The sequence below is a fragment of the Rothia uropygioeca genome (assembly GCF_004136585.1).
In the GTDB taxonomy this organism is placed as follows: domain Bacteria; phylum Actinomycetota; class Actinomycetes; order Actinomycetales; family Micrococcaceae; genus Rothia.
Map to the genome: position 1 here is coordinate 377,808 of NZ_NOIR01000003.1, position 25,963 is coordinate 403,770.

The window sequence follows — 25,963 nt, forward strand, 5'->3', positions numbered from 1 at the left end:
CCCTTGACGAAGGCTCGCGTCTAGAAAACTCCAGCATTGTGATGTTGTCCGGTTGTCATCGCTGAGAAGGTGCACGCCTTTGGTCGCCAGTGATCATCCGTAGCGGGAACGAGTCGGCTTGCACGGGGGCCGCGATCTGCAGGATGTGATGGATCCTTGCGACGGTGGCGGCCGCGATAAGCCCCGTATCCGACAAGGACGGTTCCTATTCCGATGCCTACTGCCGACGCAGAGCTGACTTCGTTATCGCCAGTGACGCCTGTGTGCGCGATCGGCCCAGCGCGGCGAGGTTCCTCTGGCGACGGGCCTAGTGGTTCGGGCGAACGAGGGGGCGGCCCCGGTAGCTCGTCGGCTGGCTTTTCCGGTGGGGCTTCTTGCGACCACGGCGTGCCGCCTCCGGGCGGTTCAGGATCCCTTGACTCTGGCTGCGGAGGCACGGGCTGGGCCGGCGGACCCTGAGGCCGAGGGGGCTCCTCGCTCGGTTGTGAAGGAGTCGGCGTATGGGTCCGGACGGGGTTCGACTTCAGCCAGTTTCCGTTATAAGACTCCGTGAAAGTGTTCTCGACGTCGCCGGCATCGATCCGGGTCATTTGAACGTAGACGGACCAAGCCTGCTCTTTTGCACGGTTGGATTCGAGGTTCAAAATCTTGAGGAACTCATCCGTGGCCGAATACGTAACGGCGCCGGATCGTTGGTCGATTTTCTGGGTGAAATACCGGGTGATGTCTTCACCTGGGCCGATCACAGAACCGTTCTCGCGGACAAAGGAGCTCGTGGAGAGGACTACGAAGTTGCCGTCGTAACGATCATGGGATTCGTCGTAGTCGTCGAAGATGGTCCACTCGGTGGTCTGTCCGCCGTATTGGGCCGGACGTATGGAGGAATCCAGTCTGTAATCGAACATTTGGCCCAGAGGTATGGTGTGGCCATCCAGCGACGTTCGGTCGGTGGACGACATGACGATGTCCTTGTGCGGATTGATCTTTCGCACGTGATTGGCAACGGTCTCCGTGTGAAGCCGATGGTCATTGACGATCTGCCACGCGGTATTGCTGATGTCCCCATCGGCATTAATGGTCACCGTGTAGGGAATTGAAATTACATATTTGCACCCGAGAGGCGGGATGAGTCGGCCGCCTTCCACCTTGGCCATGATGGATAGGCCTGCCGCGCCGGAGTCCTTCAGTTCGAACTGGTCGGTGACATCTTCAGACCCGGTGGTGACTACTTCTCGGAGAGCCTTCAGATTGGCGCCATCTGTCTCGGAGGGAACCTTGTAAATTCGGATCGAGGACACGTCGATGCGGCCGTGGGTCTCGTCGTAGTCATCGATCATGCCGAAGCGGGTGATCGGTTCGACGGTGTCGGCAAGCTGGGACGCATCCAGAGAAAGTAGGTATTGGATCGTCTCCCCGACGGTGACGGCTTTCTGATTGATGTCCTCGCCACTGACCGAACTGGCCCCGCGTTTGTGGGGATCGATCGATGGCTCGTGGTAGGCGTGGGTCTCCGTGTAATCGAGTCTTCCGTTGACAATCGAAAATCCGGCGTCGAACTCATCATCTGCGGAGCCGTCGGCCAAGGCCGTCTGACTCAGACGGAGGGTGTAGGCGGTGTTTTTTGTGAGAGTTTGAGCGTCCTTGGCTTCCGCCCGGACTTGGAGAACCTTCTTACCTTGGAATTCCGTCTCTTCCTTGACGAGGTGGAACCGGTCCGAAACGTCAACTCCTCCCGACTCAACTCGGACGGAGGCCATATCCACAGCTACCGGGACGCGTCCGTCTTCGGTCGCGAAGATATTGTCGCCGATGACGAATTGCTTGAGTGGTTCGAATCCGGTGCTTTTGGTGACCGTCTGGTGAGTGGTTTGCCCAGGTAGGACGAATTTTCCTTCCCCTTGGGCGACCTTCTCAGTGCCGGAGCTCGGTGTGAACAACTCGTAATAACGGACGGATGCGGTCACTGGCGCAACGGGTGGCACTTCCTGACGCTTCGGCAGCGCAGGAGGCTGCGGAGGGGTAGGCATTGCCTCGGTAGGCGCAACGGTGTCCGAGGAGAGCATGACGTGATTGTATGTTGCCGTAATTCTCTCGACGTCGTCAGGATCATGCCCAGGGGAGCCTCCCGAAGTTCCGACCCAGAATGACGAGCTGTTGTGTGCCAAGAAGGTCACACCAAGGTGCGTCATGATGTCCGGATCGGTATCAGCGATCGACCGAGACTGGCGACCGCCCTGGGGCAGCATGAATGCATTGGTCACAGCCTTGGACGCCGAACCGTGGACCGGTTGGGCTTCCCGGGATATTTCCGATTTCGGATTCACGAACGTAGCGATCACGCCGCGGCCGGCCGCGGCGTAAACCCCATTCGCATATTCATAGCGAGCCTTGTCCCCTTGGTGCTGGCCATTCAACGAACCGAAGGACACATAGTAGTTGCGGGCGTATTCCTCCCCGGTGTCGGAGAACGCAAAGCTCACGGTTTGCTTGACCGCCGTCACGTTGTAGAGTGCCACATTGTCCGAATAATTCGAAAAGACTTCGATGGTCGGCCGCCCCGGGTTGGTCGTGGACGTGACCACATCCGATACGTGAATTCTCGCGTCAAGCGACCGACCGGTTGCCTTGTCTCGAGCCACATTCTTGTACAAGACCGTGAAACTCGATCCGTCGGTCGGGTACACGTGGGTCACGGAGTCCGAGTTGTAATTGTTGTGGGCGTCGAACAGATTGTTCTGGCCGGGGTGGCTCTCAACGCCTTCGACACGGACGAGGCTATTTCGGTTTTCTGAGATGGTGAACGGCTGCTCATACACGAGTTTCCCGGGAGAGAGGGCATGATTGGGGTCGGCGGCGGTGATCTGCTCCTCGAGATGGGCGTCGTACTGAGCCTTCTCACGGTCGTACTGCTCTTTGGCTCGATCGTAGGCGGCTTTATCTCGTTCGTAGTCCGCCATCTCCCGCTGGTACTTAGCTTCGGCTTCAGACTGGCTGATGCTGTGCGCGGCATTCAGCTCCTGGAGTCTTCTCGAGGCAGCCTCCAGGGTGCTCGCTTGCTCTCGGTATGATTTCCGGATCGCATCCTGGCGTTCAGGCACGGCTCTGTTCTCGACAATTTCACTGATTACACCCTCTTTCCTGACCTGAACACCCATATTTTCTGCGTTGGAGACTGCCGTATCCAGAACCGTTGTGTCCACCTGAACGCGTTCGCGGTAGCCGGTAGCTTCTCGGTTGGTGGAGACGGACGAAAATTCGGGCGTGGACGCCCATGCACATTGGCTTCCAACGGCTGAGGCCATCAGCAGGCCGCTGAGTGTTGATATCCCCACCGTACAAAGGTGAAGTCGATGTGCACTGGCGATACGTTCTCGCAATTCTCGACGGTTTGAAAGCAGCATGAAACCCTTCCCCCAAAGGTATGAAACAGTCATCCCGGATTTTCCAGTATTTCGAGCAGATAGCTCTCAGTGAGTTCTTTAACTGATGTCATCAGCCCGGAACCGCCGGTATCCGGACCGACGGTCAATGGCGTCTGGCCCGACCGCTTGGTCTTGGACAGAGATATTAGATCCTGGAGGAAGCCGGTGAGGGTGGATTCGTCAATCTGTGGATATCTTCTCCGAAGGTCGGTTCGAGAATGGAAATCACCCATAACAAGAAAAACCTTGACGTGATGTTCCGTGACATTGATACGGTGATGTGTAGCACTTATAAAGATGATCCCTCACTATCCAAGGGGCAGGACTGCATCGGTTCTGCGTCAGGAAGCAAGTCGCACAATGTCTGCCATGAATTCCTCCCATGCCTTGGCCTCTCGGACCCGAAGAGTCGCGGTTGGGCTGACTCTCACGTTCCTCCTTGCCTCGTGTGCCGCGGGAGATCCACAGGGCCAGCGAGATCATTCGGCCAGCTCCTCCTCGGCCCCTGCATCGCAGCAGCCTTCCTCGTCGGATGCAGAGGAAACGGTCGTCCAGCGTGATGAGCCCCTGACGAAAAGGATCAATTATCCAGTCAACGGAGAGGGAGATCCGTCTCAGAACTGGGGCGATCTCTATCTTCCCGCCGGTAAGCACGACGCCAAGTCGGTGCCGTTGGTCGTTCTGATCCATGGCGGTGCATGGCAAAACACTATCGGGGCGGAATCCTTCGACGCGTACGCCGAGTCCCTGGTCGACCGGGGGATGGCGGTATACAACATCGAGTACCGACGGGTGGGCTCAGGCGGTGGCTGGCCGACGACGTTCACGGACGTCGCGTCCGCGCTGGACTTCATCCCGGAGCTCAGTAAGAAGCACCCGGAATTCACGACTGACGATGAGCTGGTGGTCGGTCACAGTGCTGGGGCCCAGTTGGCCATGTGGGCCGGGACTCGAGATTCGAAGCAAGAGCATGAGCTCGGTGCCCACCCTCGATTCGTGCCGACGAGGGTGGTTTCCTTGGCCGGTCCGCTTGACCTGACGTATGCGGCGACTCACGGGGATACCAACATCGTCAACGCCCTCGGCGGCACACCCGACCAGATCGCGGCCCGTTATTCCGACGTCGATCCCATACAGAACATCGACAACACTCTGCCGGTCGTCGCGGTCCACGGCACTGCGGATCAGGTCGTTTCACCCGAGAACTCCCGGCGGTACATCGATGCCGTCAAGAAGGCGGGCGGTCGGGGGAGTCTGCGCCTCATGGACGGGGATTCGCATGGCTCTCTGGTCGACGCCCAATCGGAACACTTCAACAACATCCTGGACATCATCGATGAGACGGCCGACGCGGACGTGGGTGACGTCGGCGAACCGGGGAGCGCCTGAGGGAAGGTCTGTAAAGCAGTCGGTTCGGTGGTGATGCAGACAGCAATATGCCCCTATTTGCTGAAGCCATCGTGGTTTCGGCAGATAGGGGCGTAGCTTAAGTGACGCCGGGGTGTGGCAGAAAATGTCACGCCTGCGGCCTTCTGCGTGTTGTCTACTGGTCGGTGACGTTCAGTTGCACGTCGATGTTCCCGCGGGTCGCGCGGGAATAGGGGCAAACCTGGTGCGCTTGGTCCGCCAGTTCTTGGGACTCCTCAACGGGAAGGTCGGGGACGACGACTTCCAAGACGACCGACAGGCCGAATCCTTCACCCTCTTTGCCGATGGAGACGCGCGCGCCAACGGCGGAATCTCCGAGTTTCTTGTGAGCCGATTTCGCGACCGTCTGAAGAGCCGAATGGAAACAGGCCGCGTAGCCCGCAGCGAAAAGCTGCTCGGGATTGCTGCCCTCTCCGCTGCCACCCATCTCCTGGGGCGGAGCCAGATCGATGGAGATGGTGCCGTCACTCGAGCGAACGTGCCCGGAGCGGCCATTTCCTGTGCTGAGTGCTTCTGCAGTGTAAAGCGGTTCCATGGGGTCTCCTTAGTGATTCCTTAAAGCACGACTATATTGGGTGCAATATAAAAGCGTCAACCATTTTGCTAGAATTGGGTTGTGTCGAATTCGAAATCACCCTTGGCCCTGGACAACCAGCTGTGCTTCAGCCTGTATCGGGCCAGCCACGCCATGGTCCGCGCGTACCGGCCGTTATTGGATGAATTGGGTCTCACTTATCCGCAGTACCTGGTGATGCTTGCGCTCTGGCAATCGAATGAGCCCCAAAGCGTGGGGCAAATCGGCGAACTCCTCGGCCTGGACAGCGGAACCCTGACTCCGGTGCTGCGTCGCCTTGAGCAACGAGGCCTCGTGGTGCGGCGGCGGGACCCTCATGACGAGCGGCGTCGACTCATTGGCCTGACCGAACAGGGCCGGGAACTCCAACGCCCTGCCGAGGCCGTTCCGGAAAAGGTCTGGGCCAGATTCTCCCTCGAACCCGAAAGCTATTCATCATTCAAGAGCCAACTCAACGGGGTTGCCGAAGCTTTTGAACCCGGGCGCGGCTGATGGGCCGCAGTGTTGTGCTTGCGGGGTGCGGTGACGTTGGAATCTGCCTGGGTCAACGCCTGGTCAGGAGCGGCTGGCGAGCGACCGGGATTCGGCGCCGAGCGGAACTCTTGCCTGCCGAGATCTCTCCGATGAGCTTGGACCTGGCGAATCCGGGAAGTACGAGAATCCCGAAACCGGACGCGGTGGTTGTTTCCCTGACGACGGATGCGCCCGGTGCAGACGCATACGCTCACACGCATCTCGGGGGCCTGCGCGGGTTGGCTCGCGTGCTGGGAGGGAGCGAAAACGACGAGCAACCTAGGGTCGTGCTAATCTCCTCGACCGGGGTTTTTGGCCAGAGCGACGGCGAGACCATCACGGAAGAAACCGTGCCACGGCCCCGGAGGGAAACCTCCCGGATTCTCTTGGAAGCCGAAGGGCTGGTCACTTGCCTGTTCCGTAACGTGACGATTATACGGCCGGCCGGAATCTACGGTCCGGGCCGCGGTGCCCTGATAGACCGCGTCCGCCGTGGAGTACCCCTCGTGCGTGAACGAATGACAAACCGCATACATCGGGACGATCTGGTGACGGTGGTCGAAAGAATACTCGAAGTCGACAACCCTCCGTCGATCGTTCACGCGGTCGACAGGGCAGCCGCTCCCCTGGGGGAGGTCGCGGACCACATTGCATCTCTCTTGGGGGTCCCCGAGCCACCGGCTGCGCCGGAAACGGGGCGTCGCGATCTCGGAAAAACGCTGGATGGTTCCTTGGCGCACTCACTGGTGCGGGAGCTTCAATATCCGACTTTCCGCGAAGGGTACGCCGCGCTCCTGACGGACCACGACTGACACCAGCGGATCCACGAGTCGCTGTGCTCGCTCTGAAATCGGGCTGACCTCCGTAGTCGCTCTGGCGCAAACTGTGGGAAAGGACCGGATTGACGAAATCCCGCTCGTAGAGCGAGTGCTCGGCATCGATCGGATTCCGTACAGATCCTCGTCGTGCCCGGCGTCACCGGGTTGAGGCTTTTCTCGAGGGGTCTTGCTTCCGAATGCGCACGGCACCGATGAATCCGAGGGCGAGGAAGATCACCGCGACGATGAGCGCCCATCGGGTTGCATCCGAAACTGCATCCGCATCCGAGCCGTCGATATCGACACCCGAGAGCCTCGCAGGCCACCTCGCCGCCATCCCGATCGAAAGAATGGCGCCGACGAGGGCGGTCCCTATCTTGCGGACAGTGGACTGAACTGCCAATCCCGGTCCCGACTCCTCTTTCGGTACGTCACGCAGAACGGTGCTTGTGAATTGCGCGGAGGCCAGGCTGAGCCCCAATCCGTAGAGGGTCAGCGGTACCGCGACCAACCAGCTGGACGTTTCACCGGTGGTCAGCACCGCCAGCGCTATGACGCCGATGATCGTGGGGAGTGCGAGCCTCCACAATGGTTCTGTCGAGAACGATCAAACCCAGTCCCGCGGCGAGCGTGGCCAGCCCGATCCACTGTTTCGTGGTCGGAGCGTTTTCGTGCGTGGTTGCTGAGATGCCCATATTTCAGGCGTCGAGGCGGGGCTCAGAACGGTTCTCGGTGGCCTTCGAAATCGCGCGACGAAGCGCGATGAAGAGCACGATCATGCCGGCGGAAATTGAAATGTGTCCGAGTCCCGCGATTCCGGAGATCATGGCGCTCGATTCTTTGCCGAGAACTGTCAGCGAACCGTGCCACGCGAGCATGGCACAGGTGAGGACCACGCCGATGTTGTAGAGCCAGAAGAACCAGGTGAACAACTTCCGGCTCTCCGAGATGCCGAAAACCTTCTCGAGAACCAAGACGATCAGCAAGACGATGAAGCCGAGGGTGAGCAGATGGGTGTGCACCAGGCTGAGTTGTGTGAACTGCCCGTCAGGGAAGTCATTGGCCTTGGCGAATTCCCTGTAGAACAGTCCGGACAGTACGCCGATGAGCATGTAGATGAATGCCGCATTCAATAGTTTTTTCACGGGAGGTTCCTTCCTCGGATGAGCTGTGTGTTGCGGATACAACTCAACCAAGCCGCGAGCCTGCGGAACATCGGGCAAAAGATTGAAGACTGGACCAACCGAATGGTTGAGGAATCGCTCTTCCCGTGGCGTGTCGCTCTGAGAAAAATCCATAGCCTCCGCACGCGCGCGAATCCCATCAATGCCGCCGAGGGGCTCGGAATACGGATCTGGCCAGGCTGAGCGATACGCCACAAATAGGTTAACCATCCGTGAACGGGTAGTGTACGGTAGCCAGGATTATATGTGCCCGAATAATGAGATATGGGTGCCAACAGTCCTCTGAGAACTAGGGAAAGTCGAAACGCGAGGTAATGCCATGTCCAGTCGGTTTCTTGATGTGAGCCGACGAGTCGGCGTAGTCACCGGGGGTATCCTCGTTTACGTGCTGATTTGGCTGGGCCTCACGCTCCTCATCGCAGGACTTGGTATTCGTTTCTTCTGGGGCAAGATCTCCGTGGGGCAGATGCTCCTGAACCTCGTGTCGGTTCAAACCGACGGCGGTGGCGGAGCCATTGTCTGGATGGGCATCCTCGGTATCGGAGTTGCCCCGGTCCTCATTACCGTCGGTATCGCTGTCTGGCGGCATTTCCGATTGCGCAAGCTGCGGCGCAACGGTGGGGACAAGACGAAGCGGCGCCGTCCGTGGGTCAGGCGCTCGATCTCAACCGTTCTGGTCCTCGCTTTGACCGTTGGCGGCGGTTCGGCATTTGCCACCACGGTCGGCATGAGCGACTACATCAAGTCCGCCAATTCCAAGTACGACATGGGCGACTACTACGCCGAGCCGGAAGTCACCGACGATTCGAAAAAGAACAACTTGGTGACCATTTACCTTGAGTCAGGTGAGCAGACCCTGACCGACGATCAGCTCTTCGAGAAGGATGCTTTCAAATCTCTCGAAGGCGCTACCCAAGAGTCCGAAGGTTGGCAGAGCGTCGACGGGTTGCAGCAGTACGAGGGCGGAGGCTGGACCATGGCGGGGCTGACGTCCACGCAGTGCGGAATTCCGCTCAAGGGGCCGGGCATCGGTGAGGGCAGCGGATCCATCGGGAAGTCAGAGGAGTCGCAGGCTTCGTACCTGGGCGGTGTCAACTGCGCAGGCAATGTCCTCGCGGACCACGGCTACAAGAACGTCTTCATGGGCGGGGCCAATGGGTCCTTTGCTTCCAAAGACACCTTCCTGGGCAGCCACGGCTACTCCGAGGAGAAGGACCTCAACGACTGGCGCGCCGCTGGTGAGCCGGAGAAGAACTTCCGGAGCGACTGGGGTTTGAGCGACGAGCGTCTGATGGCTCATGCCAAGGACGAGATCGATCAGCTCCACGCCGAGTCGGAACAGACCGGACAACCCTTCAACCTGTCCATGCTGACCTTGGATACGCACGAGCCGGTGCACATCTTCGACTACTGCAATGTGGACACGAACAGCGACGTCACGTCCGTTTACGCCTGTTCCATGGACCAGGTCACCGGATTCGTGGACTACATGAAGGAAAAGGGCTACCTCGATGACACGTCGGTTGTGATCATGGGTGACCACCTGAAGCACATGAGCGCGGGCGACGCGTTCCACGAGCAGTTGGACAACAACCCCAATCGTTCGATCTTCAACCGCATTTGGGTTCCGGGAGAAAACAAGAACCGAAATCTTCGCGCCCCCGTGGACCAATTGAACATGTACCCCACGATCTTGGAAGCCGCGGGTCTCCAGCTCAAAGACCATCAGGCGGGACTAGGAGTGTCAGCTTTCACCTCGCAGATCCCTGAAGGCTCTGCCCAAGCCTTGGATCCGGACGCATACCGCGAACTTCTGGATTCCCGGTCCAAGGACTTCTATTCCAAGGCCTGGTCAGGCTAGGGCGAGGAAAGGGTCGTCGTGATGACGGCTGAACTGGCGAGCGAGTCAATGGCTGCCGCCGCGGAACGGGAGCAAAAGGAATCTGGGCAAGGGCCTTGACCCCTGGGAAACGGCCCATCGTCTCAAGATCACCGTAGCCCTGGAGGCGAATGGTCCTCCGGACGGAATACCCCTGAGGGGTGCTTCTATGGTTTTCTTCTCACCGTCACGGTGAGTTTCCTCGGATGTTTTCCGGTTCCTGCCGGTTCCTTTCTGTAGTCGAGGGTCGAGGTGGCAGTTTTGTGCGCGCCCCCGCCCGAGGTGGCGGGTTTGTGCGTGATGCCCGGCCGTATTCACTGGCCAAAGCGGTTGTGTATGACGAAATTTCCATACTCAGCCGCCTCGTCCAGGCTGGTCGCCACTATGCCGGTCCTATATCTGGAGGACGGCCCGGGCGATCAGGAAGTACACGATCAGCCCGGTGGCGTCCACGAAGGTGCTGATGAATGGGTTCGAGAAGACCGCGGGGTCCACTCGAAGCGCACGCGCAATCATGGGCATGACTCCTCCGACCGTCGCGGCCAAGGAGCACACGGCCACGAGCGTCAGCCCAATGACTATTCCGATGCGCGGTTCGTACAGCAGCGCGGTCAGCAGTCCTCCCAGAGCGCCCAGCGTCGCGCCGAGTGAGAAACCCACACCCAGCTCACGGAGTAGGACTTTGAAGAGGTCACGCGGCTGGACGTCGCCCAGTGCCAGCGCTCGGGTCACGGTGGTCGCGGCCTGATTTCCGGTATTTCCGCCGGTGCCGATCAGCAACGGTACGAACAATGCGAGCAGCGTTACCTGCTCGAGGGTCGCTTCGAAATGGGACTGAACCTGTACGGTCAGAGTTGCGCCGATGGCGAGGACAAAAAGCCACACGATGCGAGATTTCACGAGAGCGCGGATCGGGGTCGCGAAGTACGGACGCCCCAGGGGCTCGACGCCGCCTTGCCGGGCCGAGTCTTCCGTCTCTTCGTGTTCGAGGATGCGGACAGCGTCGTCGATGGTCAGAATACCGACGAGCCGACCTTCTTTGTCCACGATGGGAAGGGCGAGAAGTCCCAGGTTGGTACTGCGGCGGGCGGCCTCTTCTGCCGACTGGTAAGCCGAGGTGGTTTTGGCCTGGTGCATCAGCTCGGAAATCTTCAGATGCGATTCCGAACGCATGAGATCTCGTAGGCTCACCACGCCGACGACGCGGCGGCTTCCGTCCAATACCGGAAGGGTGTACACGGTTTCGGCGTCCGCGAGGTGATGGTTCACCCGCTCCAGGGCCTGGGCCACCGTATGGCTAGGATGCGTAGACACGTACTCCGGGCTCATGCGTCGGCCAACGGACCCTTTCGGGTACCCGAGTACTCCCGAGGTCAGTTCGCGGTCTTTGGCAGAGAGCCCGTGAAGGAGTCGAGGAGCGAGTGCTGCGGGCAGCTCATCGAGGAGCCATACACGGTCGTCGGGATCGAGATCCGCAAAGATTGCTGAGACTTCCGAATCCTGCAGGCCGTCGATGAGGTCGCTTTGCATCTTGGGTGTGAGCCGCTCGAAGACTTCCAAGGCTTTCTCCTTGGGCAACAAGCGGTACACGATCGCTAGGTGATTGACCGACAACCGTTCCAGGAGGGAAGCGACCTGTTCGGGAGTCAGAGGAGCCACGGCGTCGACGATCGCGACGAAGTTTTTGGACTGGATCAGCGGCTGAATGTCCGCCACAATGTTGGCCACTTCAGTGGTCTGAGGAGTGTTCATGCTGGTTCCTTAAGGCAGAGGAATTTCATCACCTGAGGACGAATCGCCTCAGTGTGACCACGGGACATCACGCCCGCTCCAGCTGATGGACCTGGTTACTCCCAGGAAAATGATCCGGAGGGGGCGCTCAATAAAGAATGACTGGGACTTTCACTGTCCATCGGGCCTCACCTCGCTTCCAGATCGCTTGTTGACTCCAAACAACAACTCTATATCATGCACTCGTTCATGGTTTTTCTCAAAAGAACGGCAGGGTTCGAAGCGTGGCTCGAACCCTGCCGCATCTGACTGATGGCCGGATCAGCTGTCCGGGATGGTTTCGCCGGTGTGGGCGTCGATCTGGACTTCGTTATCACCCGACCCGTCCGACTTGTCAATGTCGAACTCGTACTGGGGCCCGCGTTCCTTTCCTTCAAGCTTCCATTTGTTGATGGGACCGTCGTGAACGGCCTTGGCTTTCTTCATTGCATCTTCCAATGACATGACGTTAGACACGTCGATCTTGTCCGATTCGCGTTCTGTTCCGATATCTTCTTGATCAAGGTCATCGGTTTTCTCACTGACGGTGTCACCCGACTCGGCATCAATCTGGATTGCATATTTTTGCTGATCAGAGAGTAGCTCGATCTTGTACTCGTACTTGCCGGAGGGGTTCGGTTCCAACTCGATTTTGCTGACGTCGCCGTCGAACTTGCCCTGTGCCGTCTTCAGGGCATCCTTCCAGCTGACTGGGAACTTCTTGGTCGCGAGGTCATCTTTTGAACCACTCGATGCGCTGGCATTGGCCGAGGTAGACGACGATGAACCCTGGTCGTCTGAGGCATCGTCGGCTCCGCAACCGGCTAACGCAAGTGCAAATACAATCGACACTCCGGCCGCAATTTTCCGTCGCATATCAGTCTCCTTTTCGAGGTGCTTTTTCAGGCTACAACGAGTAACTCCCCGGTAAAAGCCGAAAAGCCAAGGAAAATTTCAGGAGCTGAAACTGAGGCAGATACAAACCGGGCCGTATAGGGGGGTATCCAGGGCACACCGTGAAATTTCAATTATTTATTGAGAATTGAGGACTCGAATTATTGCGCACGGCACCGGGGCGAGCGGGGTTCGGTCCCGGGTGGGAATGGAAGGGTGTGGATTCGGTGGCTGCAACCCAGCGATCTCACCTGCTGAGCGCTGACGTCTTGGCTTGCCGCGTCCTCTCGAGTAATTTCCTTGGATTCCGCGCGCAAGCTTCAGGGAGGCAGATCGAAATAATCGCCCAGAGCATGCCTTGTGGAAAAGATCTTGTGCGCACTTCTACGAGGGCGTGGCAGATTATGTCGGCAAATCTAGCAGTGACAAAAGCGTGTGGGAGAGGGAATTGTCGAATTGCTCTGGATCCGTGAATGCAGTTGCGTCATAGATCGGGCATTCGGAAATAGGAGCGAGTGAGGGCGGCTAGGAGCGATTTTCGGCTGCTGGTGCCCCGCCGATCAAAGATGAGAGCTCGTCAGCCGCGGAAATCACCGAATCGGCGGCCTGGGGGATGACCTCTGGTGGCATGCGGAATGCGGGTGCGGACACATTGACGGCCGCGACGACTTCGCCTCGATGGTCGTACACCGGGGCCGCAACCGCGACGAGCCCTGGTTCGGATTCCTCTACGGCTACCGAATATCCTTTCCCGCGTTCACTGCGCAGGCGTAGTAGTACGGCCGAGACGTCACGGGGTGACGCGGCGGTGCCCGGAAGCGGGGCGCCGGATCCTTCCAGGAGCGACCGGACATGAGGCTCGTCGAGTCCGAACATCAGGGCGCGACCTGCGGAAGTGCAACTGAGCGGCGACGTGCGACCGACCCACTCATTCGCCTGGATCCCGCGGGAGGTGCGCTCGGTCAGGAGCGTCATCGCACCTTGGCCTGAAAGCACGGTCAAGTAGGCGGGCTCTCCGGCTCTGCGCACGAGGGCTCGCAGAACGCCGGGGGCTTCTCTCTGAAGCCGGTCTTCGGACGCCGAGGTCGCCAGGGCCAGTACCTGCCACCCGAGACTGTAGCGCAGACTACGGGCGTCCCTTTCGACGAAGCCCTCTTGAGCCAGGACCTTCAACGTCCGGGAGACCTGGGTTTTCTCCCGCCCTACCGCGGAAGCCACGTCTTGAACACCCATAGGGCCATGTCCCAGAACGCGCAGGACATCAAGTGCACGGTGCACGCTGCTCAAATTCTCGCTCGCCATACTGCATATGATGGCAGTTCCGTGCGTATGGAGCAACGAGCGTTGTTGTTTAGGAACGCGACCGCCTACGGTCTAACTCATGTGCGGAATCGTAGGCATCTTCCATGATGCAAAAGACATCAATCTTCAGCTCGCCACAGAAGCCGAGGGGGCCCTCGACCGGTTGGCGCACCGAGGTCCCGATGACAAAGGTGTTCGACAAGTCGGTCGCAAAGCCTGGCTCGGTCACCGTCGCCTTTCGATCGTCGACCTGGAGATGGGGCACCAGCCCCTCGGTGGCACTCGCGGGAGTGGCGACTGGTCGCTGGTGTGCAATGGTGAGATCTACAATCACAAAGAATTGCGCGGGGAGATGCCCGAAGCATTCGATTCCCTTTCCGATTCCGCTGCGGCGCTCGCTGTCTTGAGAACCTTTGGTCCCGGAGAGCTGGGGCGGCTACGTGGAATGTGGGCCCTGTGCGCAGCGACCGAGGACGGACGCTTCGTGGCCGCCCGCGACGCCGTTGGAATCAAACCGCTCTACTGGGCGCGCACCGAAATGGGCGTGCACTTCGCTTCAGAACTCCGAGCCTTCGCCCCTGACGTCCAACCGGCCGCCGAGATCTTCCCGCCAGGTTTCTGGTGGACGCCGGAGGACGGCCTACAACGTTTCGCGTACGCGGTCCCCACTAGAGAAGAGGAAGCGAAACGGAGTGAAGCATCGCCTGCGGCTTTGGAGAAGGCCACTTTCGACGTCGTCTCCGATTCCGTACGCCGACATCTGATGGCCGATGTCGATGTCGGCGTCTTCCTGTCCGGTGGCCTCGACTCCGGGTTGGTCGCCGCGGTGGCCGCCGAAGAGTATGCGCGGCAAGGGCGCCACCTCAAGACTTTCGCGGTGGGAACCGAAGGATCGCCGGATCTGTTGGCCGCCCGTGAGACCGCGGCGTTCTTGGGTACCGAGCACCACGAAGCTCTCCTCGCTGAAAGTGAAGTCCGTGAGATTCTCGGCGTCGTTGTCGGGTCCATCGAGTCATTCGATGCGAGTCTTGTCCGCAGCGCCGTGCCCAATTGGTTTTTGTCCCAACTGGCCTCCCAGCACGTCAAGGCGGTTCTCACCGGAGAAGGCGCGGACGAGTTGTTTGCGGGCTACGGCTACTACCATGAAGAATTCGATGATCCCGATGACCTTGATGGGGAGCTGCGACGCACGATCGAGAGCCTTCACGGTTTGAACCTGCAGCGGTGCGATCGCATCACGATGGCCCACGGATTGGAGGCTCGTGTGCCGTTCCTGGACCGGGAGGTCATCGAGCACTCGATGTCACTTCCGACATGGGTAAAAGCCCTCGAGGCGGACGGGATGGAGAAAGGCCACCTTCGCCGCGCCTTCGACGGTTGGCTCCCGGATCACTTGTTATGGCGGCGCAAAGAGCAATTCGGCGCAGGAAGCGGCGCACAGGACCTCCTCGACACCGTGGGTTCTGATATCGCCGACGATGATTTCATGGCCGAGGTGAACCGTGAAGGTGCCCCACAGATCCGGAGCAAGGAGGAGCTGGGGTACTACAGGATTTTCCGGGCTGTGTTGCCCGGTGTGCGGCCCGATGCCGTTCTCACCCGCTTCGCGGCTGCCTGAGTGGAAACAAGCAAACGCGTGTCGATCATCCGGTGTCAGCTTGAACGGTCTTTTGCCTGGCTGTCGTTGTATCCCAGGGTCCTTAAAATCTTCCTCGGACGGAAGCAGCATTCGTCATCGATGAGGTTCTGATTGACAGTCAAGGGGGCCGAATGCATCCAGCGGGGCGGGCATAGGATGCCAGCTGTAGATGCGGCAAGCAATGTGCGTAGCGTGGCCCCACGGTCATTCACTAGTAGCGGACATCCGGGCCGAGGCCCGTCATAGGCGACAAAAATCCCGCCCCGGCACAGGCCGGGACGGGATTCAAAAACAGTGCGCCCTGTGGGGCTCGAACCCACGACCCACGGATTAAAAGTCCGATGCTCTACCAACTGAGCTAAAGGCGCCCACCTGAGTCGGACGCGGTCAACACGCGCTTGACTCAAGCTCATCTAGTCTACAACACCAAGCGGTCTCGATCTAACCGATGTAATCACCCTTACATCAAAATGTTATCGCGCGGCGTCGTCGGGTCAGGACCGCGTTTCCGTGTGGCGAACCGTGAGAATCTGCACGGTCACGCAACCGCTCGGAAGCCTAGACTGGGCGCATGTCAGGATCGAGCCAGCCATCAAGGCACCATAGCCCCGTCAAGTTCTCCCCGGGGATATTCGAGCACCTCGCCGGAGGAGCGGACCCCGAGGTCATATCCCAGGCTGCTCACTCATCGGCTTGGGCCCTGTTGACCCAAGGCCGTGCGAACAGCGACCCCGCCGTGACCGAAAGGCTCGTAGAATTCACTGATCACTATGGGCTAGAAGCGATCGCCGAAATGTGGGCGGAAGCCCCCGGCGTCTCTCTGCCCGGCGCATTGTGGCGAATTTACGCTCTCCGAGACGCTGTCCGGCAGAGCCCCGAAAACATCAGTCGCCATTATCATTTGGGACAGGATACGGCCCAAGTCTCTCGCGTGGTGGCAGGCGTCGCCGATCCTCCGAAAGCCGAGGAAGTATGCCAGACCATCGACGCGATTCTCACCGGTGCGTATACGGGGGAATTCGACGTCGCCTTGGAACGATTTGGCGCGTTCTGCCGCGTCGTCGCCCTTGGCCAAGCCGTTGCCGCGGACCGCGCCGACGTCGCAGTCGAGCCCGTCGGAGCTGAGGGGCATCTGCGTGCCGGGGAATTCGTCTCTTCTCCCGGATCCACTGCTCAAGGGAATCGGCTCACCAAGGCTTCCCGCCGACTGATCACCACGGCCGAAGAGCTCGAATCCTCCGCAAGCGCCTGGCGGCACGGTCAGCTGGACTGACAGCTCGCTTTAGACTCCCCGCATCGATCGGGAGCTACAGAAGACCCGAAGTCAAACGGCACACGTTCTCCAACGCCTTCATGCGCAGCGGCCGCTTCTTCCATTCGTCGTAGTCGATCCCGAAGCTGGTCTCGAGGTAGTCATCCGCGATCTCCTGGAGCTCCGCCGTGACCTCCTTGTCCAGGATCAACAGCGATACCTCAAGGTTCAGGGCAAATGACCGCTGGTCCATATTCGACGAACCGATAAAGGCGACGTCGTCGTCGATAATCATGAATTTCGAATGCAGGACGGTGGGCGCCGGGTAGAGGTGAATGTTGATTCCACTCTCCAAGAGGGCCTCGTAATAAGACCGCTGGCCGAAGTGCGGGAAGAACTGATCACCTTTCTCGCACACGATCAGGTGGATCTCGATGCCGGACTGTGCGGCAGTTGTGAGCCCCATTTTGAGGGAGTCGTCCGGCACAAAATAGGGGCTGCAGATGACGATCCGGCGTTCCGCGTTGTAGATCAAATGATTGATGAGGCGCAGATTGTTTTCGGTTTCAAACCCGGGCCCCGAAGGAACCACCTGGGCCCGGACCCCGGAATCCACGGCCGGCAACTCCTGGTCCACCTCATCGAGCAGGAGGTCGCCCGTCTCGGAATACCAGTCGGAGATGAAGAGCGCGTTGAGCTCGTCGACCATGGGGCCCTCAAGGCCGAGCATCAGGTCCTTCCAGGCCAGGCCCTTCCGGAGATTGGCACGCTTGTTGTAGGACCGGTTGATGATGTTCTGCGAGCCGGAGAACGCAATATCCCCGTCGATGACCAGGATCTTGCGGTGGTTCCGCAGATCAGGTCGTTGATATTCGCCGCGCCACGGACGAATGGGCAGGGACCTACGCCAAGAGATGCCCGAATCGTCCAGCATTTTCACCAGCTTGCTGTAGCCCGGGTAGCCCGCAGAGCCGAGCTGGTCCACTAGAATGTGTACCTTGACCCCGCGGCGATGCGCACGGAATAGAGAGTCCAAAAGGGGCGCGCTCGTTTCGTCGTACGCGACGATGTAAAACTCGAAATGAACGTATTCCTTGGCCTGGTCGACGGCATCGGCCATCAGGCGCATGGACTCGTGGTTGTCACGAAGAAACTCCAGGCGATTGCCGCCTGCCATCGGCAGAGAGCCGAGTTTGTAGTTCAGCTTAGCGGAGGACAAATCCGGTTCCCGCAACCCCGAGGTGTCTCCCAAGATAGGTTGGTCACCGATTTGCTCACGAATGATCTCATTCATGTGGGTTTGGCGTTCACGTCGTCCACGAGGCAGATACGTTGACCCGATGATCAAGAACGCCACAATTCCTACGTAAGGGATGAGGAAAATTGCCATGAGCCATCCCAGCGCCACGGACGGCTTTCGGTTGTACGGGATCCAGCACAGGGCAACAACGCGGATCAACAAATCGATGACCACCAGCGTTGTATCGACCCAGGGCGGCAAACCGGGGACGTTCAGGAGCGAGTAATTCACGGGCCAAGTCTACGGGAGGAGGGCGGGGCCTCGTCATGGTCCCAAGGAATGAGACTGCTCTCGTCTGCGTATATTTCGCCAGGCGAAGTCCTGCTGAAAGAAGATGCTCCGGTACGCGGAGGGCCACCCGATCGCCTCAATTCCGCCCGAGTGCGCGACGAGGAAACCAGCGCAGTGACCGTCAGGAAGGCAGCGCACACCAGAACGATTCCCACGTTGATCCAAATATTGTGAACATCAATGTTCGTGTAAGGAGGTTGTGCATCGGTCGATTCCGCACCGGAGGAAATGTAATTACCGGGAAATCCATTAATGAATACATTGGTCGCGGCGGACTTGCCGAAGTCCAGCCCCGAATGGAACACGGACCCGTTTGTCCAAGGAAACGGCACAAAGGTTGCGTACCTCTGAAACCGGTCGATGACGCCATAAACGACCCACGCGCCGAGCGCATATGTCCACCAACCTCGCATGATCGGAGAAAGGGCAACCGCGATGGTCGCGAACAGCATACAGAAGGCCGCAACTCCAATCGTTGCTTCCAGCGCGTAAAACAACGCGGTCAACCAGAGGTCGCCGAAATGAGGGGCGGGCCCGCGCCAGATGTTGCCTATGACGACTTCGCCGCCCTGGATGATTCCCATGACCAGTGACGTTTGGGCCGTGGGCGCTACCGTTCTAGCCAGGCGCCGTTGCAAGCTGAGGGGCTGCCTGCCCGACGCGCGCGGTCTCACCGCGACCAGGATCAGAAAAGCCGTGTAGATCAACAGCACGAGCCAGGCCACGAAGGTAATGGTCGGGGTCACGGATCGAAGTGCCGGAGCCGAGACTGACTGGGCACCGGAAAATCTGTTGAGAATCCCAAGGGTCCACATCACCAGAAGACCGGCGCAATACAGCGGCAGATGGCTCAGCACAGAACGCCACGGGCCAGGCACGTCATCGTAAAAGGCCCGCAGGTACGGCTGGCCGGTACTTTCCATGGAGAATCTTTCTGGCGCGGGACGATGATCGCACGCGTCGACCTCTTGGTCGGGAGCCGGCGCGCAAGTTCGATTTTACCGGTGTAACCGCTGGCCAGCACCACGATGAGAGCTCCTCCCCCTCCGAGTGTCGCGGTAGACTTATCCCGAATATCTCGACGCCGCGAGGGCAAGCTCGTAGGCATTGGTTCGCGACGGCGCCCAATCGACGGAACACGCGTTGGCCTTCGCCAAGGCAATCTGCGCAGTGTCCGGCGGAACCATGTACGGAGAAGAGCTGTGTTCCACCGTTGTCGAGGCGATTCCGCTCCCGGCGATTTGGTGCGCGCCAGCAGCATCGTCGCTCTTGTCCGCAAAGAGTATTGCCCGCTGGGCATGCAGCATACCGGCGTACGCGACGCCAGGTCGCAGGCGGGCGGAATCGGAATAGACAATCCAACCCAACCGATGGTCACCCAAACTGCGGCATATTCCGGGCAAGAATTCGGCTTGAATGCTGACCTCGGGAAAAACCAGACACAAGACCTGCCATGCGGCGTAAACCGCAGTGGAGTCTCCACTGGGGTGTCCGCTCAGAAGATCTCGAGCGGCCAACAGACCGGCGCGGAATTCCGTGGGCAAGCCCTGGATGGCCATCGAATGCATACGCAGTGCAGCCCGGAATGCCTCGTACCGTGCCTGTTGGATCTCGGAGTCGAGCCACGGAGCCAAGGCGCCGGTTTCCTGCCAGTCACCCGCGAGCCATTCCTGATCGATCGCCTGATCAGGGTATCGATAACTGGCCAGCTCGTCTCTGAGCGATCGAACGGAGGCCTTGTTTTCTCTGAGGTCATCGCGCAGCGCTTCGTGGGCGGCCCGAAGTTGCCGAAGTTCTCTGTGCACCCCGTCCACCTTCGCCTGTGCGTCCTGTTCCTCAGCTTGGGCGATGCTTTGGCTGCGGCGAAGCTGTGACAGACGCTCCCGCCAAGGCACGCGCACACGGCCGAAAGTCGCAAGGCGCGAAATCATTCTCGGCTCGTCCCTCAGGTGCGTGGCAATCGCATCGCTGAACTCCATGGAGCACGCTCGAGCGGCGTCGTGCAGTTGAGTCAGCCGCGCCAACTCTTCTTCCTTCTCCGCGATCCCGCCCGAGGATTCGGCGAGTGCTTCCGCGATATCCGTGACCACCTCTTCGTTGCGCAGCAGCATGGGAACCACTTCGTGAAAGCGTTGCCGTTCTCGGAGCAGGGTGTGGACTCGTTCGACGCTCGCCAAGACGGCCTCGGCGGTTTCATCCCAGAGCTCGTAGTCCTCTGGCGTCATGTGAGGCGAAAGATGCCCCAGGGTGTTGAGTACGGAGTCGATCGCGTCGACGGCTTCCACGTTCTGGTCTTTCGTAAACTCTCGATATGGTTCGCCGTCTTCCATACCCGGCAACAACCGAACCTGTGCAGGGGAGACCCCCGGGGCGAAAACAAGGTGATCAGTCCGAGCCCTCTGACAGCCTTGAACGCCCGAATACGATCCCGTGTCGGTACCATCCGCGTGATCAAGGAGAGGTGAGGACCGCAGGATCTCGAATTGCGCCAGATCGGGGTGAGGTACGAAGATCTGACGGCTCCCGGACCACGTCAGGGGCTCAGGGTCGAACAGCTCTGCGGGGTCAGGAATGTTCGCCATCGCAACCGCGCGCCGAGTCACCAAACCAGCCAACATGTCATCATTCCACGTCGGATCCGGAGCCCCGGCGGCAGTCCGTCGTGGGCAGCACCAGAGCCCTTCCGCGTGCGACAGCTCGTTGAGGGCTGCGTTGATGGCAAATTGTGTGGCTGCGGTTGGACGATCCAGGTGGAAGGTTCCTTCGGGGATCATCTGCGGGGCCAGCGCATAGTAGAGAATCTCCCGGGATTCTGTGACATCTTCGAAGGATTCCGCGGCATCCACCCCGAGGAGCCCCGCAGCGGCCTGACGGAATCTTGTGGTGTCCGTTGCGAGGTCGAGGTCCTCCGCGGCGGGGTGGTTCAGTATAGACGTGTCTCCCACCGAGTTGACCGGCGGAACCAGAGTGCTCGCAATGCGTATGGGAAGGTTCTTCGGCTTATCCGGGAACAAGGCCTGAAGGCCGAGCCAATTACGTGTGTACTTGATAATTTGCGTTATGTCGGCCCGGTCCAGCGGGTGATCCCGCTCGATGTCGTCCGTAATCCGGTGGTACCGCACGCCGTACATCTGTACGCGGCGTTCGCGGAGCACATCGACGGCACCGGCCCTCCATTGCTCGGCCGCGTCTGCGAACAAAGTCGGCACGTCTGCTTGTCGCCCGAGTACGGCCGCTGCCCAGGCCGCACGGGACAATTCGAGACTTTCCGCAAGGAGTCGGCCGTCCTCGGTCACGCGGGCTGCGAAGAGCGCCGTGAGTTCAGCGGTATGGGCGGCGTCGTCGGAGACGAGGCCCGTAAACGTCATGAGGCGGCGGTATTGGACCAGGCCGGCGAAGACGACGTGGCGCCAGGTGCGGTCCTTGCCATGGCTGACGTGACCGGCGGCGGGTTCCCAAGGAAGATGGTGCCCTGACAGGTAATCCTTGACTGTGGAGGCCCGCTCCGACGCCCGAGGCCTCGGCAAAACCCGAGGACTGAGTTGGGCGACGGAACGCCACAGCTCAATCGGGTCGTCGTGGATTCGGGTGCGCGCGGTCATACAAACAAAGTTACAAGGCCCGGGTCGCGCCTGGAGAGAAGAGGTTTAGTATTAAGCAAGGTGTAGCTTGTCAGCTACCTGACGGGAACCACCCCTTCGCCAAGATTACGGAACCTTGGAGCGTCCGGCGACAGGCCCGTTGCTTCCCAGTTCGACCCTTCGGGTCGTCCACGACCACCGTTTTCAACCCCTTGAGGAGCCCATCTCACAGTGACCAACGGCCATTTGCGCGAGATCATTTCGTTCGCCCCCTCGACCTCGGATCACATTCCGGCGATGCGAATTGCAGCAAGCGTGGCTGTTCCACTGGTGGTACTGCTTCTCGTAGGGCGTGTCGATCTCACGATTTACGCGTCATTCGGTGCGTTCACTTCGCTCTACGCGCGTCAGGAACCCTTCTGGGATCGTTTCCGTCACCAATGCGAGGCCGCGGCCCTGCTGATCGGGTCGATTGCCGTCGGCCTTGCGCTCGCCTCTATACAACCTGGCCCATGGGTCGTGATCGTGGTTTGTGCGTTGGTCGGCGGCTTGTGCGCCATGGCGTGCTTGATCCTCACCCTGCGGCCGCCCGGAGGGTTGTTCTTCATCTTCGCTTCGGGCGCAGTGGGTTCGATGCCGACGACGCCGCCCGTGCTTTTGGCACTTCTCGCCGCGGTCGGCGCGGCGATGTGGTCCATTCTCGCCGGCATGGCCGGTACTTTCCTGGGCGAAGGACGTCGAGGGCCCGTGGCCCCCGTTCCCACGCACCACGGCCAGACCACGCCGCAGGTTTTCCGGCGTGGCCTGCTCTTTTTCTGCGCTGCAGCCATCGCGGGGATCCTGGGGGAACTCTCGGGGCTGACCCACGCATATTGGGCGATGGTTGCCGCAGTGGCACCCATCGCTGCCCCGAGCGTGACGGCCCGTTTGCACAAATGCGTCCAGCGCATCATCGGGACGTTCGGCGGCATCCTGATCACGGCCTTCCTGCTGTCGACGGGACTGCAGCAATGGCATATGGCCGTGTATGTGGTGGTTTTCCAGTTCCTGGCCGAGGCGTTTGTCATGAGGAATTATGCGTTTGCGATGCTTTTCGTGACGCCTTTGGCTCTCATGATGGTTCAAATGGGCCACCCTGCCTCGCCCACGGAAATCCTGACCGCGCGCATGGCAGAAACCGCCATCGGCGCGGCCGTCGGATTCGTTCTCATCCTGGTCACTCGCACTCCGGCCGAGCGCGCTGCTGACACGCAGGCCATGCCGATTCTCCGTAGTAGCCAACGCAAGAAGAAGGTCTCATGACATCCCGACGCAGACGCCTCAACGCAGGCGGATTGAGAAAAGGTGCCTCCAAGGTCCTGAAGTTCTCGATTGTCCTGCCGTTGTTCATGACCATCATGTTTCCGCTGGTCTACGGGTTCAGCATGCATTCGCCGTCCCCGCACGGTCTCAAAGTCGCGGTCATTGGTTCGGATGCGAAGACAGAACAGATGGCGACCAAGCTCAATGCGACCGCGGGGGCCTCCTACGAGGTCTCAGCGGTCGGCTCGGTGGATGAGGCCAAGGAGCAGATCCAGTCCCTTCAGATCCGCGCCGCGTGGGATCCGCAGACCAATACCGAGTACGTCGCCACCATGGGCGCATCCACTGCCGCTCAATTCGCGGAAGCGTATTTCACCAAGGCGGCGCCGCAGGTTCTGACACAGTCGGGCCAATATGACAGCCCCAAGGATGTTCCGGAGCCCACGGTCCAGGACCTGGTCCCACCTCCGCCGAATGACGGGATGGGGACATCGTTGATGTTCATGGGCCTCCCAGTCCTTTTGGCGAGCTTCATGACGGCAGTCGGGCTGAGAAGCAACCTGGCCAAGCTCAGCGCCAAGGTTTCGATCTCGATCATGGGGATCATGGCGTTGTTCATCGCTACGGTTCCGATGTTCATCGCTTACGCAATTCATGGGGCATTCACCGAGCATGGGCTCCCGGTATACTGCTTGCTCGCGTTCATGTCCTTCACGGTCATGCTCTTCCACACCGGCGGGCTCAGACTCATCGGGCTGTACATGGCCCTGCCGACGATGTTCCTCTTGGTGCTTCTCGGGATACCCGCCTCCGGCGCGGGTATGGCTATCGAGCTGGTTCCACCAGTATTTCAGGGGTTGCACAAGATCCTGCCCACTCCTGCACTGATGGAAGCCTTACGGCGGATTCTCTACTTCCCGAATGCGCCGTTGAGCAGTTACATCATCACGTTGATGTTCTGGTTCTTCCTCGCGCTGATTCTGCTGGCGGTCTCTTTCCTGAAAAAGCCCCGGCCGTCGGACCCGGACGCTCTCGACTTCGAGCAGAAGAGCGACAGCGAGATTCCGGCAGGGGTTTCCCGCCACGTCAGCCGCGGCTATTCTTCACCAGGATTCCGTTACTACTTCGGTAGCCGTCGTTCGGTCAGCGAAGAGCAGATGCAGAACCGCCGAGGACTGATCCATGCGTTCAAGCTGCCCGTCATCGTTCTGATAGCTCTGCCTTTCATGTATATCGGTTTGGTGCACGCACCCTCGCCGAATCATATGAAGCTCGACGTCGTCGTGGCCGACCAATCATCCGAAGCGCTGGCCCAAACCATGAAGCAGCTGCCAACTGATCAGTACGAGGTCAATACGGTCCACGACGCCGACGAGGCGCGTCAGGACGTCAAGGAGAACAAAGCCCGCGCGGCATTCGTGCCCGCTTCGGCAGCAGGGGATGTTTCAGAACGGAACGATCCTGCCTCGTCGGTGTTGTATGTGGCCACCGGAAACGGTATGCAAGCCGAGACAACCGTCAAAAAACTCTTCGGAACTCTCGCCAACGGTCAGCAGATGCAACAGGTGGACTTGGCCCCGACGAGCGATAACGACAAATTCGGCATGTCGATGATGTACCTCGGAATGGGCGGAATAGTCGGTTCCAACTTGGCCGGAATGATGATCGGGCTGGTCGGGCGCGGGTGGCACTGGTTCAGGCGCGTCGCGTGGGTCATCGGCGTGGCCGCGGCGAACACGTTCCTGCAATACGTGATCTCGGTGCACGTGGTTCATTTCCTGGATCCTGGTGCACCGTGGACCGTTTGGGGAATACTGTTCCTGACCTCGCTGACCATCCAGTTCTTCACGCTCGGTGGGGCGCTTTTCCTTCGAAATTCCGTGATGCTGATATCGCTGCCGCTGTTCATCATGTGTGGCGTGCCCAGCTCCGGCCTGCTCCTGCCCTTGGATATGGCCCCACCGATCTACACGGTGCTCAATCATGTGGTGCCCAGTTCCGCTGCTCTCGGCGCGATCCGTCTCCAGGTGTATCTGCCGGACGCCTCGATCAGGGGCGACATCATCTTGGAGCTTGTCTGGCTCGTCATCGGGGTACTGCTCTACACCGGGGGACACCTGTACGTGCAGCACTTGAAACGGAAGAACGCCGCGGTAGAGCTGGCCGAAGCGCAACAATATGAGGATGAGGACCCCGGCGATTTCGAAGGGAGGGTCCTTACCGGAACCGAGAATCCGGAGACGCGTCAGTTGCGCGCGGTCCGGGCCGGCCACCGTCGGCCCTCGGGCGGTCGGGGGAGCGACTAGCTAGTTCGCGGCGCGGACCGTACGCTCCTGGACTATCGCGTGAGCCAACTCGGCGAGAGCCGAGCGCCATCCGGCGACAACGGTTGCGTGGGCCTCTCGCGGCAATGGACCCTGACTCACGACGACACGTGTACCCTCGGTCCCGTCAACTTCGCGCGAGAGGAATTCGATTCTATGGAGCACGGTCGCGTCCGTGGCTTCGCCGTCGGGACCGGGAAGAGACTCCCGATGCTCGATGAGCTCACCTTCGACGACGCTGACGAACGTAGAATACAGCGGAACTGCCTGGTTGGGCTGTGCGTGGTTGACCATGGCCAAGCGAAAAGTACCGCCTGGTCTCGGTTCGAGCGAAATCGTGTGGACCGGCACGATCCAGCCTTCCGGTCCGTACCAGCCCGCGAGGCGGAGCGGGTCGATGAAGGCACCGAAAACGTCCTGGGGCGGAGCCGGTACATCGTGGGAGACGGAAACGATTTGGTCCTTCGGGACCGTGGTCAAAATGCTCAAT

The 25,963-nt window shown here is 59.8% G+C and carries 19 protein-coding genes and 1 tRNA gene; 8 read left to right on the forward strand and 12 right to left on the reverse strand.

The genetic code is table 11. From position 1 onward, the window contains the following. Nucleotides 1-20: 20 nt before the first annotated feature. Complete coding sequence (locus EWR20_RS09785; protein WP_165001011.1) at nt 21-3,302, reverse strand: LPXTG cell wall anchor domain-containing protein; 3,282 nt, start codon at nt 3,300-3,302, stop codon at nt 21-23. A 489-nt stretch (nt 3,303-3,791) separates the two neighbouring features. Here EWR20_RS09785 and EWR20_RS09790 point away from each other — a divergent pair, with 489 nt between their 5' ends. Beyond that, nucleotides 3,792-4,811, forward strand: coding sequence for an alpha/beta hydrolase family protein (locus EWR20_RS09790; RefSeq protein ID WP_129360467.1), 1,020 nt, complete (start codon nt 3,792-3,794; stop codon nt 4,809-4,811). Between the two features lie 154 nt (nt 4,812-4,965). Here EWR20_RS09790 and EWR20_RS09795 read toward each other — a convergent pair whose 3' ends face one another. Then, complete coding sequence (locus EWR20_RS09795; RefSeq protein ID WP_129360468.1) at nt 4,966-5,385, reverse strand: organic hydroperoxide resistance protein; 420 nt, start codon at nt 5,383-5,385, stop codon at nt 4,966-4,968. 81 nt (nt 5,386-5,466) lie between these two features. Here EWR20_RS09795 and EWR20_RS12965 point away from each other — a divergent pair, with 81 nt between their 5' ends. Both EWR20_RS12965 and EWR20_RS09805 read left to right on the forward strand, forming a co-directional pair. Further along, entirely contained in the window at nt 5,467-5,916 is a 450-nt protein-coding gene (locus EWR20_RS12965; protein ID WP_304999906.1) for a MarR family winged helix-turn-helix transcriptional regulator, read from the forward strand. A gap of 131 nt (nt 5,917-6,047) precedes the next feature. Then, complete coding sequence (locus tag EWR20_RS09805) at nt 6,048-6,749, forward strand: Rossmann-fold NAD(P)-binding domain-containing protein (RefSeq protein WP_238147689.1); 702 nt, start codon at nt 6,048-6,050, stop codon at nt 6,747-6,749. A 163-nt stretch (nt 6,750-6,912) separates the two neighbouring features. Here the strand turns inward: EWR20_RS09805 and EWR20_RS09810 are convergent, their stop codons facing one another. Together EWR20_RS09810 and EWR20_RS09815 are read right to left on the reverse strand one after the other, a co-directional pair. Beyond that, entirely contained in the window at nt 6,913-7,344 is a 432-nt protein-coding gene (locus tag EWR20_RS09810; RefSeq protein WP_129360470.1) for an MFS transporter, read from the reverse strand. Between the two features lie 109 nt (nt 7,345-7,453). Beyond that, the gene (locus EWR20_RS09815; protein ID WP_129360471.1) at nt 7,454-7,900 is read right to left on the reverse strand and encodes a DUF2871 domain-containing protein; all 447 of its coding nucleotides are present in this window, start codon (nt 7,898-7,900) and stop codon (nt 7,454-7,456) included. 358 nt (nt 7,901-8,258) lie between these two features. Here EWR20_RS09815 and EWR20_RS09820 point away from each other — a divergent pair, with 358 nt between their 5' ends. Next, nucleotides 8,259-9,800, forward strand: coding sequence for a sulfatase-like hydrolase/transferase (locus tag EWR20_RS09820; RefSeq protein WP_129360472.1), 1,542 nt, complete (start codon nt 8,259-8,261; stop codon nt 9,798-9,800). Nucleotides 9,801-10,211: 411 nt separating this feature from the next. On the opposite strand, the gene mgtE is transcribed toward EWR20_RS09820, so the two are convergent. The 3 genes from mgtE to EWR20_RS09835 all read right to left on the reverse strand — a co-directional run bounded on the left by mgtE (nt 10,212) and on the right by EWR20_RS09835 (nt 13,784). Then, nucleotides 10,212-11,570 carry a magnesium transporter gene (gene mgtE, locus EWR20_RS09825; RefSeq protein WP_129360473.1) on the reverse strand — a complete coding sequence of 453 codons (1,359 nt, stop codon included), beginning with the start codon at nt 11,568-11,570 and terminating at the stop codon, nt 10,212-10,214. 300 nt (nt 11,571-11,870) lie between these two features. Beyond that, nucleotides 11,871-12,464, reverse strand: coding sequence for a PepSY domain-containing protein (locus EWR20_RS09830; RefSeq protein WP_129360474.1), 594 nt, complete (start codon nt 12,462-12,464; stop codon nt 11,871-11,873). A 543-nt stretch (nt 12,465-13,007) separates the two neighbouring features. Beyond that, complete coding sequence (locus tag EWR20_RS09835) at nt 13,008-13,784, reverse strand: IclR family transcriptional regulator (protein WP_129360475.1); 777 nt, start codon at nt 13,782-13,784, stop codon at nt 13,008-13,010. 79 nt (nt 13,785-13,863) lie between these two features. Between EWR20_RS09835 and asnB the strand changes: the two genes are divergently transcribed. Next, a complete protein-coding gene (asnB, locus tag EWR20_RS09840; protein WP_129360476.1) occupies nt 13,864-15,402 on the forward strand; it encodes an asparagine synthase (glutamine-hydrolyzing) in 1,539 nt (512 codons plus the stop codon). Between the two features lie 316 nt (nt 15,403-15,718). On the opposite strand, the gene EWR20_RS09845 is transcribed toward asnB, so the two are convergent. Beyond that, nucleotides 15,719-15,791, reverse strand: a tRNA-Lys gene (locus EWR20_RS09845). 203 nt (nt 15,792-15,994) lie between these two features. On the opposite strand from EWR20_RS09845, the gene EWR20_RS09850 reads away from it, so the two are divergent. Then, complete coding sequence (locus tag EWR20_RS09850; RefSeq protein WP_129360477.1) at nt 15,995-16,696, forward strand: hypothetical protein; 702 nt, start codon at nt 15,995-15,997, stop codon at nt 16,694-16,696. Between the two features lie 34 nt (nt 16,697-16,730). Here EWR20_RS09850 and cls read toward each other — a convergent pair whose 3' ends face one another. The 3 genes from cls to EWR20_RS09865 form a co-directional block, all read right to left on the reverse strand. After that, on the reverse strand, nt 16,731-18,206 hold the full coding sequence (gene cls, locus EWR20_RS09855) for a cardiolipin synthase (protein ID WP_129360478.1): 1,476 nt from the start codon (nt 18,204-18,206) through the stop codon (nt 16,731-16,733). Further along, a complete protein-coding gene (locus EWR20_RS09860; RefSeq protein WP_129360479.1) occupies nt 18,203-19,189 on the reverse strand; it encodes a hypothetical protein in 987 nt (328 codons plus the stop codon). The genes cls and EWR20_RS09860 overlap by 4 nt, the downstream gene beginning before the upstream one ends. Nucleotides 19,190-19,330: 141 nt before the next feature. Next, a complete protein-coding gene (locus EWR20_RS09865) occupies nt 19,331-21,868 on the reverse strand; it encodes a coiled-coil domain-containing protein (protein WP_129360480.1) in 2,538 nt (845 codons plus the stop codon). A gap of 210 nt (nt 21,869-22,078) precedes the next feature. Here EWR20_RS09865 and EWR20_RS09870 point away from each other — a divergent pair, with 210 nt between their 5' ends. Beyond that, a complete protein-coding gene (locus EWR20_RS09870) occupies nt 22,079-23,149 on the forward strand; it encodes an FUSC family protein (RefSeq protein WP_129360481.1) in 1,071 nt (356 codons plus the stop codon). Next, the gene (locus EWR20_RS09875; RefSeq protein ID WP_129360482.1) at nt 23,146-25,455 is read left to right on the forward strand and encodes an ABC transporter permease; all 2,310 of its coding nucleotides are present in this window, start codon (nt 23,146-23,148) and stop codon (nt 25,453-25,455) included. The genes EWR20_RS09870 and EWR20_RS09875 overlap by 4 nt, the downstream gene beginning before the upstream one ends. Here the strand turns inward: EWR20_RS09875 and EWR20_RS09880 are convergent, their stop codons facing one another. Then, a complete protein-coding gene (locus EWR20_RS09880; protein WP_129360483.1) occupies nt 25,456-25,962 on the reverse strand; it encodes an SRPBCC family protein in 507 nt (168 codons plus the stop codon). It lies immediately after the preceding gene. Nucleotide 25,963 lies beyond the last annotated feature (1 nt).

Excerpts from the sequence above, each read along its gene's own strand:
- EWR20_RS09785 (WP_165001011.1), bottom strand. The coding sequence starts at position 3,302 with ATGGCCTCAGCCGTTGGAAGCCAATGTGCATGGGCGTCCACGCCCGAA.
- EWR20_RS09790 (WP_129360467.1), top strand. The coding sequence starts at position 3,792 with ATGAATTCCTCCCATGCCTTGGCCTCTCGGACCCGAAGAGTCGCGGTT.
- EWR20_RS09795 (WP_129360468.1), bottom strand. The coding sequence starts at position 5,385 with ATGGAACCGCTTTACACTGCAGAAGCACTCAGCACAGGAAATGGCCGC.
- EWR20_RS09805 (WP_238147689.1), top strand. The coding sequence starts at position 6,048 with ATGAGCTTGGACCTGGCGAATCCGGGAAGTACGAGAATCCCGAAACCG.
- EWR20_RS09820 (WP_129360472.1), top strand. The coding sequence starts at position 8,259 with ATGTCCAGTCGGTTTCTTGATGTGAGCCGACGAGTCGGCGTAGTCACC.
- mgtE (WP_129360473.1), bottom strand. The coding sequence starts at position 11,570 with ATGAACACTCCTCAGACCACTGAAGTGGCCAACATTGTGGCGGACATT.
- EWR20_RS09830 (WP_129360474.1), bottom strand. The coding sequence starts at position 12,464 with ATGCGACGGAAAATTGCGGCCGGAGTGTCGATTGTATTTGCACTTGCG.
- EWR20_RS09835 (WP_129360475.1), bottom strand. The coding sequence starts at position 13,784 with ATGGCGAGCGAGAATTTGAGCAGCGTGCACCGTGCACTTGATGTCCTG.
- asnB (WP_129360476.1), top strand. The coding sequence starts at position 13,864 with ATGTGCGGAATCGTAGGCATCTTCCATGATGCAAAAGACATCAATCTT.
- EWR20_RS09850 (WP_129360477.1), top strand. The coding sequence starts at position 15,995 with ATGTCAGGATCGAGCCAGCCATCAAGGCACCATAGCCCCGTCAAGTTC.
- EWR20_RS09860 (WP_129360479.1), bottom strand. The coding sequence starts at position 19,189 with ATGGAAAGTACCGGCCAGCCGTACCTGCGGGCCTTTTACGATGACGTG.
- EWR20_RS09865 (WP_129360480.1), bottom strand. The coding sequence starts at position 21,868 with ATGACCGCGCGCACCCGAATCCACGACGACCCGATTGAGCTGTGGCGT.
- EWR20_RS09875 (WP_129360482.1), top strand. The coding sequence starts at position 23,146 with ATGACATCCCGACGCAGACGCCTCAACGCAGGCGGATTGAGAAAAGGT.